The 18,504-nt window shown below is 63.0% G+C and carries 14 protein-coding genes; 4 read left to right on the top strand and 10 right to left on the bottom strand.

Going from position 1 to position 18,504, the window contains the following annotated elements; all coding sequences use genetic code 11:
- Positions 1-2: 2 nt before the first annotated feature.
- From CCR95_RS10435 to CCR95_RS10425, 3 genes are all read right to left on the bottom strand, one after another.
- Positions 3-629: an SPOR domain-containing protein gene (locus CCR95_RS10435; protein ID WP_201094127.1), complete on the bottom strand. Its 627-nt coding sequence runs from the start codon at positions 627-629 to the stop codon at positions 3-5.
- 1 nt (position 630) lies between these two features.
- Entirely contained in the window at positions 631-2,436 is a 1,806-nt protein-coding gene (gene argS / locus CCR95_RS10430; RefSeq protein WP_201094125.1) for an arginine--tRNA ligase, read from the bottom strand.
- Positions 2,437-2,714: 278 nt separating this feature from the next.
- Positions 2,715-4,373: a hypothetical protein gene (locus tag CCR95_RS10425; protein ID WP_201094123.1), complete on the bottom strand. Its 1,659-nt coding sequence runs from the start codon at positions 4,371-4,373 to the stop codon at positions 2,715-2,717.
- 268 nt (positions 4,374-4,641) lie between these two features.
- On the opposite strand from CCR95_RS10425, the gene CCR95_RS10420 reads away from it, so the two are divergent.
- Complete coding sequence (locus tag CCR95_RS10420) at positions 4,642-5,532, top strand: S-methyl-5'-thioadenosine phosphorylase (RefSeq protein WP_201094122.1); 891 nt, start codon at positions 4,642-4,644, stop codon at positions 5,530-5,532.
- A 20-nt stretch (positions 5,533-5,552) separates the two neighbouring features.
- Positions 5,553-6,080: an adenine phosphoribosyltransferase gene (locus tag CCR95_RS10415; RefSeq protein WP_201094121.1), complete on the top strand. Its 528-nt coding sequence runs from the start codon at positions 5,553-5,555 to the stop codon at positions 6,078-6,080.
- Between the two features lie 115 nt (positions 6,081-6,195).
- Here CCR95_RS10415 and CCR95_RS10410 read toward each other — a convergent pair whose 3' ends face one another.
- From CCR95_RS10410 to CCR95_RS10380, 7 genes are all read right to left on the bottom strand, one after another.
- Entirely contained in the window at positions 6,196-6,738 is a 543-nt protein-coding gene (locus CCR95_RS10410) for a DUF1415 domain-containing protein (RefSeq protein ID WP_201094120.1), read from the bottom strand.
- Positions 6,735-7,997: a peptide-methionine (S)-S-oxide reductase MsrA gene (gene msrA / locus CCR95_RS10405; protein WP_201094119.1), complete on the bottom strand. Its 1,263-nt coding sequence runs from the start codon at positions 7,995-7,997 to the stop codon at positions 6,735-6,737. The genes CCR95_RS10410 and msrA overlap by 4 nt, the downstream gene beginning before the upstream one ends.
- An 82-nt stretch (positions 7,998-8,079) precedes the next feature.
- Positions 8,080-8,337, bottom strand: a complete 258-nt coding sequence (locus tag CCR95_RS10400) for an FmdB family zinc ribbon protein (RefSeq protein WP_201094118.1) — start codon at positions 8,335-8,337, stop codon at positions 8,080-8,082.
- A 186-nt stretch (positions 8,338-8,523) separates the two neighbouring features.
- Entirely contained in the window at positions 8,524-10,716 is a 2,193-nt protein-coding gene (locus CCR95_RS10395) for a malate synthase G (protein WP_201094117.1), read from the bottom strand.
- 258 nt (positions 10,717-10,974) lie between these two features.
- Positions 10,975-14,940: a PAS domain S-box protein gene (locus tag CCR95_RS10390; protein ID WP_201094115.1), complete on the bottom strand. Its 3,966-nt coding sequence runs from the start codon at positions 14,938-14,940 to the stop codon at positions 10,975-10,977.
- Positions 14,937-15,398, bottom strand: coding sequence for a response regulator (locus CCR95_RS10385; protein WP_201094114.1), 462 nt, complete (start codon positions 15,396-15,398; stop codon positions 14,937-14,939). The genes CCR95_RS10390 and CCR95_RS10385 overlap by 4 nt, the downstream gene beginning before the upstream one ends.
- A complete protein-coding gene (locus CCR95_RS10380; RefSeq protein ID WP_201094113.1) occupies positions 15,373-16,857 on the bottom strand; it encodes a sensor histidine kinase in 1,485 nt (494 codons plus the stop codon). The genes CCR95_RS10385 and CCR95_RS10380 overlap by 26 nt, the downstream gene beginning before the upstream one ends.
- Positions 16,858-17,150: 293 nt before the next feature.
- Here CCR95_RS10380 and tnpA point away from each other — a divergent pair, with 293 nt between their 5' ends.
- Positions 17,151-17,573, top strand: a complete 423-nt coding sequence (gene tnpA, locus CCR95_RS10375; RefSeq protein ID WP_201094112.1) for an IS200/IS605 family transposase — start codon at positions 17,151-17,153, stop codon at positions 17,571-17,573.
- Positions 17,574-17,873: 300 nt separating this feature from the next.
- On the top strand, positions 17,874-18,452 hold the full coding sequence (locus tag CCR95_RS10370; protein ID WP_201094111.1) for a TerD family protein: 579 nt from the start codon (positions 17,874-17,876) through the stop codon (positions 18,450-18,452).
- Positions 18,453-18,504 lie beyond the last annotated feature (52 nt).

Below are 18,504 nucleotides of genomic sequence, written 5' to 3'. Positions count from 1 at the left end.
TCTCATTTGATGGGGATGGTCATCCCCTCCTTGCCATTGCGTTTGAGCTGAGCACGCACCTGCTCCGCGGCCTGTTTGCTCGAATAGGCACCGGTCCGCACGCGATAGGCGGTCTTCCCGCTCGGGAGGGTCGCGGTCTGAACCCTGCTGGAGATTCCCAGCAGGGCCAGTTCGGCCTTACGGCGCTCCGCATCCGCCGCGCTGGTGAAGGAACCCGCCTGCACCACATAGGTTCCGCTGCGAGCCGCCGGGACGGGCTCGGCCGGCCGTGGCGCGTCAGACGGTAGCGTCGACGGATCTTCCACCATTGGCTGCGGTTGCTCGACGGGCGGTTGCGGCCGAGGTGCCGGCGGCGGCGGCGGCGGTCCCTTGTCGCCGACCTCAACCGTTGCATCATTGAGGAGCTGCGGAAAGTGGAAGGTCGGTTGTACGGGCGCCGCTTGCGACTCGCGGTTGGTGCTTGGCGATGCCCCGGGTTGCGGATTCGTCGCGTCACGCCGTGTCGACATGAAATTGCCGGCGACCACGCCCAGCGCGATGCCCAACAGCAACCACCAGACACAGGAACAACTCTGCTTGCGTTTCACCAGCAGCCGCGCGGGGGTGCCGCGTCGCGTTTCCTTGACCATCTTACATGTTCTCCGGTGCCGAGACGCCGAGCAGGCCCAGACCATTGCGCAACACCTGCCGCGCGGCCAGGATCAGTTTGATGCGCGCGTCACGCAGGACGGCGTCCTCCACCAGAAACTGGTGGGCGTTGTAGTAGGTGTGAAAATCATTGGCCAGCTCGCGCAGATACTGGGTGAGCTGGTGCGGCTCGGCCTTGAGCGCGGCCGTCTCGACCACCTCGGGATAACGGGTCAGGCTGCGCAGCAGCGCCTGTTCGTGATCCTCGACGAGACGTTCCAGGTTGATCGCGCCAGGGCTTGGGTCGACCACCATGCCCTTCTCGGCGGCCTGACGCAGCACGCTACAGACGCGGGCGTGGGCGTACTGCACATAATAAACCGGGTTGTCGGAGGACTCGGACTTGGCCAGATCCAGGTCGAAATCCAGGTGCTGCTCGCAGCGGCGCATGACATAGAAAAAGCGCGCGGCATCGCGTCCGACTTCCTGGCGCAGCGCGCGCAGGGTGACGAACTCGCCGGAGCGGGTGGACATCTGCGCCTTCTCGCCGCCGCGATAGAGGATCGCGAACTGCACCAGCAGCACGTCGAGCCGGTCGGCATCGTCGCCAAGCGCCTGGAGCGCCGCCTTCACGCGCGGGATATAGCCGTGATGGTCAGCGCCCCAGATATCGATGACCCGGTCGAACCCGCGTTCGAGCTTGTCCATGTGATAGGCGATGTCGGAGGCGAAATAGGTGCTCTGGCCGTTGTCGCGCACCACCACCCGGTCCTTTTCGTCGCCGAAGGCGGTCGAGCAGAACCAGAGCGCGCCGTTTTGTTCGTAGAGATGGCCGCCCGCGCGCAAACGCTCGATGGCCTTATTGACCGCGCCGCTCTCGGTCAGCGAGCGTTCCGAATACCACTCCTGATAGTCGACGCCGAACCCGGACAGATCGTCGCGAATATCGTCGAGGATGATGTTCAGCCCCAACTCGAAGACATACCGATAACGGTGGTCGCCGAGCAGACGCTTGGCGGCGACGATGAGCCCGTCGATATGGGCCTCTTTGTCGCCCACAGGGGCATTCGGTAGGGGATTGCCTTCCTCGTCGTGCTCGTCAGCGCTGGCGGCATCCTCGGGCGCCCCGGCGAAGACATTCTCCGCAGGATGACGATAGGCGTCGCCATGCTCGCGGTGCAGGGTCGCGGCGATGTCCCAGACATAGTCGCCCCTGTAGCCGTTGCTCGGAAAACGCAGATCCTCGCCGCAGAGTTCCAGATAGCGCAGCCAGACCGAGGCGCAGAGGATGTCCATCTGGCGCCCGGCGTCGTTGACGTAATACTCGCGATGGACGTTGAAGCCGACCGCGGCCAGCAGATCCGCGACCACCGCCCCATAGGCGGCGCCGCGTCCGTGTCCGACATGCAGCGGGCCGGTCGGGTTGGCGGAGACGAATTCGACCTGCACCCGCCGGCCAGCACCGATGCGGCTGCGGCCAAACTCGTGACCGGCCTCCAGGATGCGGGGAATCTCGGCGCGATAGGCCGTGTCGGCCAGAAAGAAGTTGATGAAGCCCGGTCCGGCGATCTCCACCCGCGTGACCAGCGGCGAGGGCGGCAGCGCTTCCACCAGCCGTTGCGCCAGCTCGCGCGGTTTGGCACGGGTGAGCTTGGCGAGCACCATCGCCACGTTGGTGGCGAAGTCGCCGTGAGCGGTGTCGCGGGTACGCTCCAGCATCGGCTCGGGCAATTCCGGGGCGTCGAGCTGGCCGTTGGACACGAGGGCCGTCAGTGCGGCGCTGATGAGGTCTTTGATGTCTTGCTTCATTCGGATTGACGACTCGGCGACGTTGCGCGGTCGACAGTGCCGATGGAGCCGTTAGAGGATCCTCGGGGCCGCTCGCCGCCAACATCCGCACAGGATAATAAAGAGAGTTGGGCACCTAACCGCGTCCAGAGCGAAAAATGCCGTTTCCGCAAACCCACAGCGGTCCGGACGCGGCTTAGGATACCTGAATCCACGCGTGAAAACGCATCCGGCTGGCCCGCCTGGTTGGTTGCGCCGATCTGGGGTCGCTGCGCGCCGGGGGTGGCGGGAGACGGCATTCAGGGATGCGCGCGATCTCTTGGCGCGGCTTCAGCCAAATCTGGCGCCGGGTGTCGGGCGGCGAGCGTCGGTCCCGGCTGGAGCGACTGGCCAGCGCTCGGGGGCAGCGCGCCGGATGATCGAGCCGCGCGCCGGGCATCGCGATGCAGCAGCCACAGGAGCAGCGCGCAGAGTGCGTAGATTGCGGCGAATTCCGGCGCGGCATTCAGGCCAAAATGATTCTGCACACCGCTCTCGGTCAGTCGGTAGGAGTGGATGACGCCAAAGTAGGAGAGGATCGAGGCGGCAAGACACCAACCGGCCGCCTGATCGAAACGGCGGTCGATCATGAAGGCGAGCATGGCGGCCAGGATGGTCGAGGTGAAGATGAATCCCTGATTGAGCGCGATGACACCGTGGATATAGAGGTCGCTGCCGAACTTGTCCGCCACCGCGAACAGCGAGGAGCCACTGACCCGCAGTGTGGTTTCGATCAACAGCAAGGCCCAGGCCGCCAGCGCCGGGATCATGCCGAGACTCACCGCCAGCGCATGCCGGCGCGGCGTCTCCTGAAACGCCTGGGCCGTGATGCTCAGGCCGATCCAGAGCAGGATGCCGAGGGTCGCCTCCAGCGGCACCCAGGCCATGACGACGGCATAGGTTCCGGTCAAACAGAGCAAACTCATGGCGATGGCATTCAGCACCGAATAGCCCGTTCCCGCCCCCATGGATTTCCAGGCCGGGTGGCCGATATAGATGGTCGTCGGAAAAGGGCTGCCGAAGCTGGCGGCCAGGAGCGTGCCGGCGCCGTTCGCCAGCAGCGACGGGCGCGTCTCGTAGCGGTCGCCCGCCGCTTCGGCGCTTTCCAGGTTCTGAAGCGCGCCGATGATGTTGAACAGACCCATTGGCAGGATGACGGCGAAGTACTGCCAGCCCAGGGGCGAGAACATCAGGGCCAGCATCGAGTCTGGCACTGGCCGCGGCAGGTGCAGCCCAAGATCCGCCGCGACCGCGGGCGTCGTGCTTTCCAGCCAGCCGAGCGCGTGCAGCGCCGCCGCGATCGCCACGCCGACGCAGACCGCGACAAACCCGCCGGGCAACCCCCAGGGCAGACGCAGCTTGGCCGCATAGACACCGAGCAGGATCATCATCGGCAGCAACGCCAGCGCCGGAGCCGCGAAGATGTGGAAGACAAAACCCATGGCGATGAAGGTCACGGCAATGCCGGCGAGCGCCGAGAGCAGGGCCGCGCGGGGCGTATTGCGGCGCAGCCAGTCGGCGCCGTAGGCCCCGACGATCTCCATCGCCCCGTTCAGGAAACAGGCGAACAAACCGACTTGCCAGGCCAACTCCGGGTTGCCCGTGTCACGGTAGACCGGGCCAATGACCAGGAACATGAAGGCCATGAGACTGACGGTATTGATGCCATAGGGCAGCGCGGTCACGTCGTCGCGACCGGTGCGGCGCGCAAGCCGGCGTGCCTGCCAGGCATAGAAGAGGTTCCCGAAGACCACCGACAGGGCGACAGCGGGCAGGATCTGTTCGGCGATCTGCGTCGAGGTAAAACCGCAGATGATCGGCCCGAGCAGGACGATCAGCATGATCTGCAGGAGGTTGTCGACGAAAAGACCGAAGAAGCCGTCCAGGTCGCCGCGGCTGAAGAATGGTGGGGAAATCATGAGAGGCTGGCCTATGCTGTACATCGAAAGCGGTCGTTGGAAAAACCCTCGAGCCTCGCACCGCCGAACGAACCGAGTCGATAGGTGGGCGATTCCCGCCTCGCGCGACATTAAACCGGGCGGCGCCATCCTCAAAGGCATGCCTTCCCGCTGAATTGATACAGGTCAAACGAACGTCCCGCGGAAGTTTGGTCCCGCCGTTCATTTTCACGCGACCAATCGGGTAGACTGTCGGCCCTATTGACAATCGCATGGCGGGGGATCGTGAATGGCAGGCGACAGTAACGCCCAGGTGATCGGGATTATCGGCGGCAGCGGTGTCTATGACATCGAAGGACTCACCAACCAGCGCTGGGAGCGCATCGAGTCGCCCTTCGGCGAACCCTCCGACGCCTTGTTGCGCGGCGAGCTAAACGGACAGCCGATGGCGTTTCTACCCCGCCATGGCCGCGGACACAAGATTCCGCCGTCCGAGATCAACTACCGCGCCAACATCGACGTGCTCAAGCGCGCCGGGGTCACCGAGGTGATCTCGGTCAGCGCCGTGGGTTCGCTGCGCGAGCATCTGCGCCCAGGCATGTTCGTGATCGTTGACCAGTTCATCGACCGCACCTTCGACCGCGTCAAGAGCTTTTTCGGCACCGGTCTGGTCGCGCATGTCTCGATGGCGCATCCGGTGTGCCACCGGCTCGGCGACCACATCGAGGCGGCGGCGCGCGAGGCCGGCATCGAGGTGGCGCGCGGCGGCACCTATCTGGTCATGGAAGGACCGCAGTTCTCCAGTCTGGCCGAATCCGAGCTGTATCGCAGTTGGAACTGCGATGTCATCGGCATGACCAACATGCCCGAGGCCAAGCTCGCGCGCGAGGCCGAACTCTGCTACGCAACGGTGGCCATGGTCACCGATTTCGATTGCTGGCATCCCAACCACGACGACGTCACCGTCGACGCCATCGTCAAGGTTCTGCTAGGCAATGCCGATAAAGCCCGCAGCCTGGTGAAGACGCTCGCGCCGCGTCTGCACGCCGATACCGGCGCCGCCGCCTGCGGTTGCCGCTCGACGCTGGAGCACGCCCTGATCACGCCGCCCGAGGCGCGCGATCCCGAACTGGTCGGGCGCCTGGACGCGGTCGCCGGCCGCCTGCTCAACCCCCGCTAACCCTTTCCGGAAAGAGAGCCATGCCCATCAAGTCGCTCATTCGCACCGTTCCCCATTATCCCAAGCAGGGCGTCATGTTTCGCGACATCACGACCCTGCTCAAGGATCCAGTCGGACTGCGCGTCACCATCAATGAACTGGTCCATCGCTACACCCCCGTGAAGATCGATCGGGTGGCCGGCATCGAGGCGCGCGGTTTCATCATCGGCGCGGCGCTGGCCTATCAACTCGGCGTCGGCTTCGTGCCGATTCGCAAGCAAGGCAAGCTGCCGGCCGAGACCGTCGGCCACGACTACGATCTCGAATACGGCACCGACCGCATCGAGATGCATGTCGATTCGGTGACCGAGGGCGAGCAGGTGCTACTGGTCGATGACCTGATCGCGACCGGCGGCACGGCGGAGGCGGCCTGCAACTTGATCGAGAGCATGGGCGGCGGGATCGTCGAGTGCTGTTTCGTCATCGATCTGCCCGATCTTGGCGGGCGCCGGCGGCTCGAAAGCCGTGGACAAAAGGTCTTTGCGCTGTGCGAGTTCGAAGGCGATTGAGCATCATGCCGCCGAGCGACGGCCCACCGATGGTCACCGTCACCGGCGGCGGAATATGCGCGCGCATCCAGCTCAGGCTGGTGCGTCTCGAGTATGGAACCTGTTCACGACCTGCTCAGGGCTTGCGCCACAAAGCCTGCCAACCCGCCTGTCCCAGCGCCTCGATCGTCTCGATATTGCGTTCATAAATCGTCTCGGCCTGGGGAAATGCCGTCACCGCGCGCGCGATGCTGTCCTCGCGCAGCAGGTGCAGCGTCGGAAACGGCGCCCGATTGGTGAGGTTGCCGAGATCCTCGGGTGCCGTTCCCGCGAACTGAAAGGCCGGGTGAAAGCTGGCGATCTGGATGACACCCTGCAGGTCGTGTTCCTCCACGCTCGCCTCGGCCAGCGGCATGAACTCATTGAAATCGAGAAAATCCGGCAAAAGCGTGGGGTGGATCAACAGCGTCGTCTCGACGGCATCCTGGTCGGCGGCGACAAGAAACTCCAGCTCGCGGTCGAGGTCTTCAAGCAATCCGTCCAGATGACGTGCATGACTCACCACGAAGCGTACCTGACGCTTCACGTAGACCACCTTGGCGAACGGGCAGAGGTTCAACCCGATCACCGCCTGCTCAATCCAGTGCCGCGTCGCCGCGATGATCGCCTCGTCGTTCATTCGGCGTCCGGCTCGAATTTCAGGACGTTTCCGTTGATGCAGTAACGCTTGCCTGACGGAGGGGGACCGTCGTCGAACACATGCCCCAGGTGCATCCCGGAGCTTGCGCTGCGCACCTCGACCCGGCGCATCCCGTGCGAGCGATCCTCGTGCAGGGTAATCGCTCCCTCGACTGGATTGAAGAAGCTGGGCCAGCCGGTGCCGCTTTCGAACTTGGCATCGCTGCGAAACAGGGGGGCGCCGGTGACCGCATCGACGAACATACCCGGGCGTTTTTCATCGAGATGAGAGCCGGTGAACGCCGGCTCGGTGCCCTGTTCGAAGGCGACCCGCTGCTGCGCCGGCGTCAGAACCTGAAACCCCAGCCATTTCCAGAAGCGCTCCTTGTCGCCCTGGTAGCCGGTGAAACGGGACACCTCCCGTCCCTGCTCGAAGAGCACTGTGGTCGGCGTGGCGAACAATGCCTTCTGCAACGTCCAGTCCTTAGGCGGTTCGTGGTTGAGGGTGGCGGCAATGGGAATCTCCGACTGCCAGGCGTCCATCACCTCGGCATGGAACTGCTTGCAAAAGGGACAGTCTTCCGCCTCGAACACGATCAACTGCCGATCCCACGCGAGCTGATCCGCCGCCAGCGGCGGTGGTCCCGCCTTGGTCTCCCCGCCGGGGAAGACCACGCCCGTGCCACCGAGCCCGCAATAACCGTTGGGGTTCTTCTTCAGGTAATCCTGATGCTGCTCCTCGCCGCGAATGTAGTGGCGCAGGGGCGCGATTTCGGTGGTGATCCGACCATGTCCCGCCTGACTCAGCGCTTGCTGATACGCCGTACGGGTCGACAGCGCGACGGCCCTTTGCGCCTCATCGCGGGTATAGATGGCGCTGCGGTAATTGCTGCCTAAATCGTTACCCTGACGATCGCCCTGCGTGGGATCGTGGCTCTCCCAGAACCTTTTCAGGATGGTTTCGAGACTCACGCGCTCAGGATCGAAGCGCACCCTGACGACTTCGGCATGATTGCGTTGCCCGGAGGCGCCGCGCCGCAGCGCCCTCTCCAGCTTCAGCACGTCCTCGTAGCCCGCCGCTGGGTCATCGCCGCCGGCATAGCCGGACTCGACATCGATCACGCCGGGAATCTCGGACATCCGTTTCTCCGCCCCCCAGAAACAGCCCATGCCAAGCACGATGGAATCGTCACTGGCAAACAGGCTCGTCGGCATCAGAACCAGCATGCCCCACACAAAGATTCGACTGATTGAAACCATGCGCGCGCTCCAGAGAGAAGAATGTCAGACGACAGATGTTTCTGGTGAGACCCGCGCAAGCGCGAAAATGTTTCACATCGCCTTACTGCAACCCGCACATCCCGCCCGCGCAGCAGGAACCGGAAGCACAGGCCGGGGCGCTGCCACTGCCGAGGCTGTGGCTGGAAATGACATTGCCGCCGGTCGCCAGACGATGCACGGGCGCATCGGCCGGCGTATCGCCAGTCTCGAGACCGGCGCGCGCACAGAGTTCGCCCCAACTGCTCAAACTCTCGCTCATCCGGTGTGAGATCTCGACCACGCGGTTGTTGGCATCGCAACGATAATCGTAGGTGGGCATCATCATTCTCCAGGATCGTTTGACAAATGTTCAGTCGCGTCCTGGTGGCGGACGCGGTTTAAGGCAGCGGATTATAGGCGAGGCCGATCAATGGGCAAAGCCCGCTCGGGTGCCCTGGCTTGAGAGTCGATCCCTGTCGGGACGGCTGGCGAGCGCCGCCCGAAAGCGGTTGCCGCAGGAATGACGTCAGGAATCCGATCGCGTTCCATCCAGTTGCTTGCGCCGTCGGCGCATGGCATGCAGCCGGGGCTCGGTATAGCCGTTCGGGGCCGCGCGACCCTGGAAAATCAGCTCGCGGGCGGCCTCGAAGGCGAGGCCGTCGAAGCCGGGCGCCATAGGCCGGTACTGAGGATCGGCGGCATTCTGACCGTCCACCACGTCCGCCATGCGTTGCAGCGTTTCCAGCACCTGCTCGCGGCTGACGACGCCATGATGCAGCCAGTTGGCAACCTGCTGACTGGCGATGCGCAGGGTCGCGCGGTCTTCCATCAGACCCACATTGGCGATGTCCGGCACCTTGGAACAGCCCACGCCCTGATCGATCCAGCGCACCACATACCCCAGGATGCCCTGACAATTGTTGTCCAGTTCCTGCTGGATGTCCTCGGCGGTCCAGGCCGGATCGCGCACCGTCGGAACCTGCAGAAGATCGTCCAGACTGGCGCGGCGCCCGCCCCGGACCAGTTCGGCCTGGACCTCGGCCACGTCGACCTGATGATAGTGGATGGCATGCAGGGTCGCGGCGGTTGGCGAGGGCACCCAGGCGCAGTTGGCGCCAGCCTGAGGATGCGCGATCTTGCTCGCGAGCATGGCGTGCATCTCGTCCGGCATGGTCCACATGCCCTTGCCGATCTGAGCGTGTCCGGGCAGGCCGCAGGCCAGACCTACATCCACATTCCAGTCCTCGTAGGCCAGGAGCCAAGGTTGGCTCTTCATGTCGCCCTTGCGCGGCACCGGACCGGCTTCCATGCCGCTATGGATCTCGTCGCCGGTGCGGTCGAGAAAACCGGTATTGATAAAGATGATGCGCTCGCGGGCGACCCGAATGCATTCTTTCAGGTTGACCGTCGTGCGACGCTCCTCGTCCATGATGCCGATCTTGATCGTGTTAACGGGAAGACCGAATGCCGCCTCGACGCGCGCGAAGAGGTCGACGGCAAGCTGGACCTCCGCGGGTCCGTGCAGCTTGGGCTTGACGAGGTAGACGCTGCCGGTGCGCGAGTTGCGCCGCGCGCCGAAGTCGGGATGGACGTCGTGCAGCGCGCACAGCACCGTGACCATGGCATCGAGCATGCCTTCGGGCACCTCCTCGCCCGCGGCATCGAGCACGGTGTCGGTGGTCATCAGATGGCCAACCGTGCGCACCAGCATGAGCGCGCGGCCGGGCATGGCCAGGGTACCGCCACCAAGCCGAATATAGCTGCGATCGGGGTCCAGCGCGCGTTCGACCATCCGGCCGCCCTTGCTGAACTGCACGGTCAGGTCGCCTTTCATCAAGCCGAGCCAATTGCGATACACGCCGACCTTGTCCTCGGTATCGACGGCGGCGACCGAATCCTCGCAGTCCTGAATGCAAGTCACGGCGGACTCCAGCAGGATGTCCGCGATCCCCGACGGGCTCTCCCTGCCGATGAGGTGCTCGCGGTCGATCTGGATCTCGATATGCAGTCCATGATGGACGAACAGGATGGCCGAGACCTGTTCCGGACTGCCGCGATAGCCGATGAATTGCGCCGGATCCGTCAGCATGGTTTGACTGTTGTCGGGGAGACAGACGACCAGCTTGCCCTGTTCGAGCTTGAATCCGCAGGCATCGCCGTAGGAGCCGCGATTGAGCGGGACGGTCGCGTCCAGAAAGGCCGCGGCGCGCGCGACCACTGCCGCCCCGCGTTCGGGGTTGAAGTCGTGACCGCGCTTGAGATGATCCTCCTCCGGAATCGCATCGGTTCCATAGAGCGCGTCGTAGAGACTGCCCCAGCGCGCATTGGACGCGTTCAGGGCATAGCGCGCATTGCTCAGCGGCACCACGAGTTGGGGGCCGGCGATCGCGGCGATTTCCGGGTCGACATTGGTGGTGCTGACCAGGAAATCCGGTCCCTCGGGAACCAGATAGCCAATGTCAGTCAGAAAGGCATGGTAGGCGTCCAGATCCATCGACTGGCCGCGGCGCTCCTGATGCCAGGTATCGAGCTGGGTCTGTAGCGCGTCCCTTCGGGCGAGCAGTTCGCGATTGCGTGGCGCAAGCTCGCGCAGGATCTCGCCGAAGGCGCTCCAGAAGGCTTCCGGATCGATCCCGGTGCCTGGGGCGATCTCGTTGCTGACCAGGTCATACAGGGGTTGGGCGACCTTGAGGCCGCCGATCTCCAGTCGTTCGATCATCGTCGCGATCTCCATCCCCGGCAACGGCCGGGGCGTTTTTAAGAAATGGCTAGTGCTTCGCTGCTCAAATTCCGAGACCGGGGCATCCTCGTTGTCGTTGTCGTTGTCGTTGTCGTAATCGCGGTCTCGACATGGCGAATATTCGATTACGACAACGACTTGAGACGGTCTTGGGACTTTCGCACAGTTGCACGAGTTGGCTTGATCGGGCATCGGAACAAAAGCGTTCGATCCGCCGCGCGTTGGATGCGCAACCGCCTACACGGCGGTCTCGCCCCGATCCGCCTTGGCAGCGCGCAGGGTGTCGAGCGCCGTTGGGTAGTCGAAACACTCGATCTGCCGGCCGAGTTGTCGAGCCTGTTCGCCAAGGGCGCGCAGGAAGAGTGGCTGAAACGCCTTGAAGGTCGCATTTGCCGCTGTGTCGTCAATGACGAGCTGGGATTCCAAACGAGCGATCGCCTCGGAGAGGACCGCCTCGTCGATGGGGACGGCCACACTCGGATCCTCGGCCATCGGCGCCACGAACTCTTCCAATCGCGTTGCAATTTCCTTTAACACTGTCTCCAGCGCGTTGGCAAGCCGAAAGGCTTGCCGGGATGCCTCGCTGCGTTCCGCGCGGGCATTGTTTTCCGTACTGGTAGCAAGCTCTCTGAAGGCGTCGGCGCAGAGGTTGCCCGCTGTGCCTTTCAGGCTGTGGGCGAGGAAGGCGATGCGGCCCATGTCGCCGCGGTTGGCGGCTTGACGCAGGGCGGCGGGATGCGCGGCATTCCCGGTCAGCACGGACTCCAGAAGTTTGGGCAGAAATTCGGGGCGTCGCTGATGACGGTTCGTCAGGGCCGGCCAGTCGATCATCGCCAGCGCGTCGCCAGCGCCGATGACCGGTGGGGCTTGCCGCGCCCCGGCGATCCGTTCAAGCCGCCCGATGAGTTCCAGCCTTGGCGAACGGGTGGGATCGGGAGCGATTTTGGCATATTTCAGGATGGTCTCCACCAATGCATCGAGATTCACCGGTTTGGCCAGATGATCGACCATACCTGACGCCAGACAATGATTGCGCTCGGCCGGCAGGGCGTGAGCGGTCAGACCGACGATCGGCAGCTCGGGCGCGAACCCGCGAATCTGTCTGGTCGCCTCGAAACCGTCCATGACCGGCATCTGGATATCCATGAGCACCAGATCGAAGGCGTTGGCACCATCCTGGCGCACGCGCTCCACGGCTTGGAGCCCATTTTCGACCTGCACCAGCCAGCAGCCTTCATCTTTCAGCAACTCTTCCAGCACCAGTCGATTCACCGCGTTATCCTCGGCCACCAGGATGACGAGCCCAGGCAGACGCTGGGGCGGTGTCGCAAGCAACGGCGCGGTCGCCTCGACCGGACGCACGGAGAGCGTTCCGGAGGGATCGACCAGGGGAATCCGCACATCGAAGCGAGCCCCTTCTCCCGGCCGACTCTGGACGTCGATCTCGCCCCCCATCATGTCCACCAGACGTTTGCTGATCGCAAGCCCTAGCCCGGTGCCGCCAAACCGGCGAGTGATCGATCCATCCGCCTGTTCGAAGGGCTGGAACAGGTTTGCCACCTGCGTGTCGGTCATGCCGATGCCCGTGTCCGACACGCTGAACGACAGACTGCGAGCGCTCCGGGTCACCGACAGAACGACCTTTCCCTGCTCGGTGAACTTGATCGCGTTCGACAGAAGATTTCCCAGCACCTGCGCAAGCCTGAGACCGTCGCAGCGACAGGTGGCGGGAAGCTCGCGAGAGGCATCGACAGAGAGTTCCAGCCCCTTATCCCGCGCGCGCTCCCGCAGTTGCTCCACGGAATGGTCGATGACATCGCGCAAGTCGATCAGGCCCTGTTCGATGTTGAGCTTGCCCGCCTCGATCTTGGAAAAGTCCAGGATATCGTTGACGATACCGAGCAGCAGTTGCCCCGAATCCATGATCCGCTTGAAAAAATCCCGCGCCTTGCGCCCGTCGCTCTGGCGCACGCCGATCTGCGCAAACCCCAGCACGGCATTGAGCGGGGTACGGATCTCATGGCTCATGTTGGCCAGGAACTCGCTCTTCAGACGCGCGAGACGCTCCGCCTCGGCGAGCGCCGCCTCGCGCGCCGCCTCGGTCTGCTTTTGCGCGGAGATATCGAAGAAGCTGACCACCGCGCCGATGAGCTGCTTGTCCCGATACATGGGATGGGACGAATACGACACCGGAAAGGGGTGGCCGTCGGCATGCCAGAACACGTCCTCGTCCTGCCGTAGCACATGCTTATGGCCGGAGGCGCGGTGGATTGGACAGTCTTCTTTCGGATAGTGCGTCCCATCGGGGTGGCTGTGGTGAATCAGATCATGCGTGCAGCAGCCCAGCACGTCCTCCGGACGATAGCCCAGCATGGCGCAGGCGGACGGATTGATGAAGGTCGCGCGTCCCTCGGTATCCTCGCCATAGAGTCCATCGGCGCTCGATTCGAGGATGAGTCGGCTGCGCTCCTCCAGTGTTTTCAGCTCCAGAGTCCGGGTTTCAACCAGTTCTTCCAGATGCAGACGATAGTGTTTGAGTTCTTCTTCAACACGTTTACGCTCGGTGATATCTTCCTTGACCGCAAGATAGTGGGTGATGCGCCCGTCCGGTTGGCGCACTGGCGAGATGATGGCCAGCTCGACATAGTCGCTGCCATCCTTGCGCCGGTTGGAGAACTCGCCACGCCAGACATCGCCTCGGCCCAGGGTCGTCCAGAGGTCATCGTACACCTCGCGCGGGGTTTGCCCGGATTGCAGGACACGCGGATTCCGACCCATCGCCTCGTCGAGACGGTAGCCCGAAACCCTGGTGAACGCGGGATTGGCGTATTCGATGCGGGCATCCAGATCGGTGATGACGATGCTGGCCGGACTCTGTTCCACGGCCAGCGAGAGTTTACGCAGTTCCTGATCCGCCCGCCGATGACGGACGATGCGCCAGATCTCATTGGCGATGAGCTGAACGCTCTCGACATCCAGGTCGGTGTAGAGGCTGTCCTTATTGCCGACCCCGGCCATCATGCGAACCAGGTCGCCTTCCATCACGGGCACGCTGATCAGGCGCGTCAACTCCGCATGACCCTCGGGCAGGCCGTGCTTGTGAGGCGTCGTTGCATACTCGTTGAACACCGCCGGGGCACGCTGACGCAGGGCATCCGCCCACACGCCCGCCTGGCTGATCGGATAATGTTTGTCATAGGCCGCCTGACAATAACCGTCCAGGGTGCGGCGCGACCAGGTGACCAGTTCGATGGTTTCCTGATCCTCGTTGACGAAATGGATGAACGCGATTCGGCTCGCGGTCAGTTCCTCGGCCAACTCCTGACCGAATTGCATGAATTCCCGCTCATCCATGTGCTCGGCGGCGCGCGGCAGCTCCAGCAGGGCCGTGGCGCGACGGGCCTGCAACAGCAGCGTCGCCACATTGCGCTTGCGTTGGGTGATATCGCGGTCGATCCCCCGATAGCCCAGGAAACGGCCGTCGGCCCCGACAATCGGGATCCCGCTGGTTTCCATCTCGACGGGTGCCCCGTCCTTGCGCAGGCAGGTATTTTCAAGCAACGAAAAGGGTTGTTGGGCGGCGACGATCTCGGCAAGGCTTGCGCCGATGCGCGTGGCCTCGGACGGCGGCATGAAATCGATGGGGCGGCGTCCCAGCATTTCCTCCGGGGCATAGCCCAGCAGTCTGGTCGAAGCCGGGCTGACATAGGTATAGCGGCCCTCGGCATCCACCTCCCAGATCCAGTCCAGCGTGGTTTCCACGATGGCGCGGAAGCGTTCCTCGCTCTCCCGCAGCGACTGCTCGGCCTTGTGCAATGCCTTGCTCTGACGCGCATTCTCCAGCGCACGTTCCAATGCCATGGGCAGACGGGTGAGCAGATCCTTGAGGACGTAATCATTGGCGCCGTTGCACAGCAACTCCACCGCGCCTTCCTCGCCCAACGCCCCGGTGACGAAGATGAACGGCAGATCGGGATCGCGCGCGCGCACCAGATTCAACGCCTGCAACCCGTCGAAGTGAGGCAGACTGTAGTCCGCCAGGATGACCTCCGGGCGGAACGCATCCAGTGCTTCCACAAAGGTATCCTCGCGCTCGACCCGGCGCGAATCGAACGACAGCCCCGATTTTCTCAGGAAGCGTTCGATCAGCTCCGCGTCCGAGGGGCTATCTTCCAGCAACAGGATGCGCAACGGAGCGGTCATGATGGAGAGCGGATATCGGGCGGCACCCGATTGACGAGCACCCAGTACATGCCCAGCTCGGCCACGGTGCGGGCAAACTCGTCGAAGGCGACCGGTTTGGCGACGAAACTGTTGACGCCGAGTTGATAGGTGGCGACGAGATCCTGCTCTTCTTTCGAGGAGGTCAGAATGACCACCGGCAACTCTCGCGTCTCCGGATGGGCGCGGATCTGCGTCAGCACCTCGATCCCATCGACCTTGGGCAGGCGCAGATCCAGCAGCACCACCTTCGGCAGGGCACTGGAACGTCCGACATAATCGCCCCGCTGGAAGAGGAAATCCAGGGCGGCGGCGCCGTCCTTGACCCATTCCAGGTGATTGGCCAGATTGCGCTTTTTCAAGGCGCGGATGGCGAGTTCCGCGTCGCTCGGGTTGTCTTCCACCAGGAGGATATCAACCACCAATTCTCTCTCGACCATGCACATCCTCCGACTCATCGAATGGTTGGACAGGCAGACTGAAACAAAACGTGGCGCCCATGCCCACCGCGCCCGTCCCCTCCACCTGGCCATTATGCTTTTGGATGAACCGTTTGACGATGGCCAGCCCCACGCCCGTGCCCTCGAACTCATCCATGCCATGCAGACGCAGAAAGAGCCCGAAGAGTTTGTCGGCATAGGCGGGATCGAAGCCCGCGCCATTGTCTTTGACACGGTAACGGATCATTCCCTCCCGACGTTCCGCGCTGACCTCGATCACCGCCGGATCGCGGCCCTGGGTGAACTTGAGCGCATTCCCCAACAGGTTCCGCCAGACCTGACGGATGGCCCGCGGATCGCAGAAAATCCCTGGCAGATCCTCGCACTGGAATTGAATCGAGCGTTCCCCCTGCTGCTCGGTCAAGTCGTTCCAGACCTCGTCCACCAGCGCATTCATGTCGACCTGACGGGGTTCCAATTCCAGGCGGCCAGCGCGCGACAGGGCCAGAATATCGTTGATAAGCTGCTCCATTTTCTTGGCGTTGGCACTGACCACGGCGAACAGACGTAAACCCTCCGCGTCCAGGAGTGGTGCGTACTCCTCCATCAGGATGGCGACGAATCCATCGATGGCGCGCAGGGGCGCGCGCAGATCGTGCGAGACCGAGTAGCTGAAATTTTCCAGATCCTTCACCGCGTTTTCCAGTTCGGCGGTATGCCGTTTCCGCACCGCTTCGGCCTCTGCGAGCCGTCGCGACATCTGATTGAAATCCAGTGCCAACCGGCTGAATTCATCCTTTCCGGACAAGGACAGAACAGGCGGGATACCGTCCTGTCCCAACTCGCGGGTACCCCGGCTGAGCGTGTGCAGCGCGGTGGCGACCCGATACAGAACTGGCGCCATCAGGGCCAGAACCAGAAGTGCGGTGATGACGATCAGGATGAATTCGGTCTTCCAGAGCGTATCGCTATAGTCGACCACGGAGCGATGGCTGTCATGTTTCAGACGGTGCAGCAGGGGTTTAATGTGACTGAGTTCGATCTGGATGCGTTGCGCGAGCTGCTGGATGTGCGCGATGCCGACCGCGTTGAGGACGGGCAAGTAGAGTGCGTCCAGTTCCATGAAGCCCCGGTGGGTCCGCATCAGCCGCTGGCGCAGTTCCGCCACGATCGCGGGTGCGGATGGCGCCTCGAAGCGTTGGCCCGCGACATACGCCTGGATATCCAACGAATCCAGCAACAGATAGACTTCCTGGCGGAAAGAGTCCGCACGGGTCTCGATGAAGCGATGGACGTCGGACTCCACCTGTTCCACCTGATCCTGCATCCCGTCGGCCAGGTCGGTGAGGTCACGCAGCTCGCGCAGGCTTTCATGGCCGCGATAGGCGGTCGCGCCGAAGACCACCGCCATCAACAGAGGCAGCAGACCGATCAGCTTGAGCTTGGTTTTGATTCCCATACGCGGAGCATTATGAACGCGATTGAGCGAAGCGTGCGCCGATGATTGCACAAGGAATCGAATAGGGCTTGGGTAGGGCAAGGGGCAAGAACGCGCCGGCGATCCGCTTGAGTTCGCTGTAGGGCATTTCATCAATTCTCCTTGTGTGGGATGAGCACGGAGATCGAGGGCATCTCCACTGTCACCCTGGCAAAACCGGGGGATTACCTGTTTTATTGTCTCCAATGGGGATGGGTAAAAACCCCCGCCTTTAGGCGGAAGCTTGAGCATTTCCTTTTTGCGACTTCGGAACCATGGAAGAACATCGTCACGGCTCTCGCACGGTCTTCTCGATCCGCATCCACGTGGTCTGGATCACCGAGTACCGCCACAAAGTGCTGCGCGAGGCGGTGGCGGAGCGGGGGGGGGATGTGGTGCGAGAGGAGTGCCGGCGGCAGCGCGTGGATATTCTGCAGGGACATCGCTCCGCCGATCATCTCCACGTGATGCTCTCGATTCCTCCGCAAGTCACCATCAGCCGCTTGGTCCAGCCGTTGAAAGGGAAAAGCGCGTTCATCCTGCTGCGAGCGTTTGCGGAGATCCGCAAACGCGACTGGGGGCGCCATGTGTGGGCGCGCGGTTACTGTTGCCGCAGCAGCGGTCAGGTCACCGACGAGATCATCAAAGCGTCTATTGCCAACCAGTGTCATGATCAGGATGCGACCTTCTCCATATGAAGAGGAAGCTTCCCCGATCGGGTGAAGAGGAAGCTTCCCCGATCAGGGAGCCCCCTTCGACTTAAGCCTGCTTCGGCGGGGACCGACTCGGCTTCAGCCGACATCGCCGGCTTTAGCCGTTACTTGATACCATCGCCTTCCAGGCGATGGTCAGTTCATTATTCTTTACTTTAGGATCGCAACCAGCCGATCGGGCTTGACGGGATCGATACACAACCCTCGCCTCGGTACCATCCGTCTCGCGAGTCGACTAAACTAATGCCCTCTTGAAGAATCCCACCACCCACTGAGGAGAAACACATGGCAATCAGTTTGCAGAAAGGCGGGAACGTCAGCCTGACCAAGACCGATCCGGGCCTGATCAATGCGCTCGTCGGGCTGGGTTGGGATGCCCGCTCCACCGATGGCGCGGCCTTCGATCTGGACGCCAGCGTTTTTCTGGTCGGCGAGACCGGCAAGGTACTGTCCGACGGGCATTTCATCTTCTACAACCAGAAGACCTCGCCCGATGGCGCCGTGATCCACTCCGGCGACAACACCACCGGCGCCGGCGAAGGCGACGACGAAACCGTCTCGATCAATCTGCCGGGGGTTGACCCCAACATTCAGCGCATCGTCTTCGCGGTCACCATCCACGAGGCCGAAGCCCGCAACCAGAACTTCGGCATGGTCCGCAACGCCTTCATGCGCGTTCTGAACAAGGACAGCAACACCGAACTGGCCCGCTTCGATCTGTCGGAGGACTACTCGACCGAGACCGCCATGGTGTTCGGCGAGGTCTACCGCAACGGCGCGGAATGGAAGTTCAAGGCCGTCGGCCAGGGCTTCGCCGGCGGTCTCAATGCGCTGGCGAAGGATCACGGCGTGAATGTTGGCTGACCGTCTGGGGCGGGTTTCAAACCCGCCCCCGCTGGTGCTTTATCCCTGATAC

Origin of the sequence: Thiocystis minor (genome assembly GCF_016653465.1) — a bacterium.
Taxonomy (GTDB): Bacteria; Pseudomonadota; Gammaproteobacteria; order Chromatiales; family Chromatiaceae; genus Chromatium; species Chromatium minus.
Note: the sequence above shows the minus strand (reverse complement) of the source record. Positions and strands in the feature narration are given on the sequence as shown.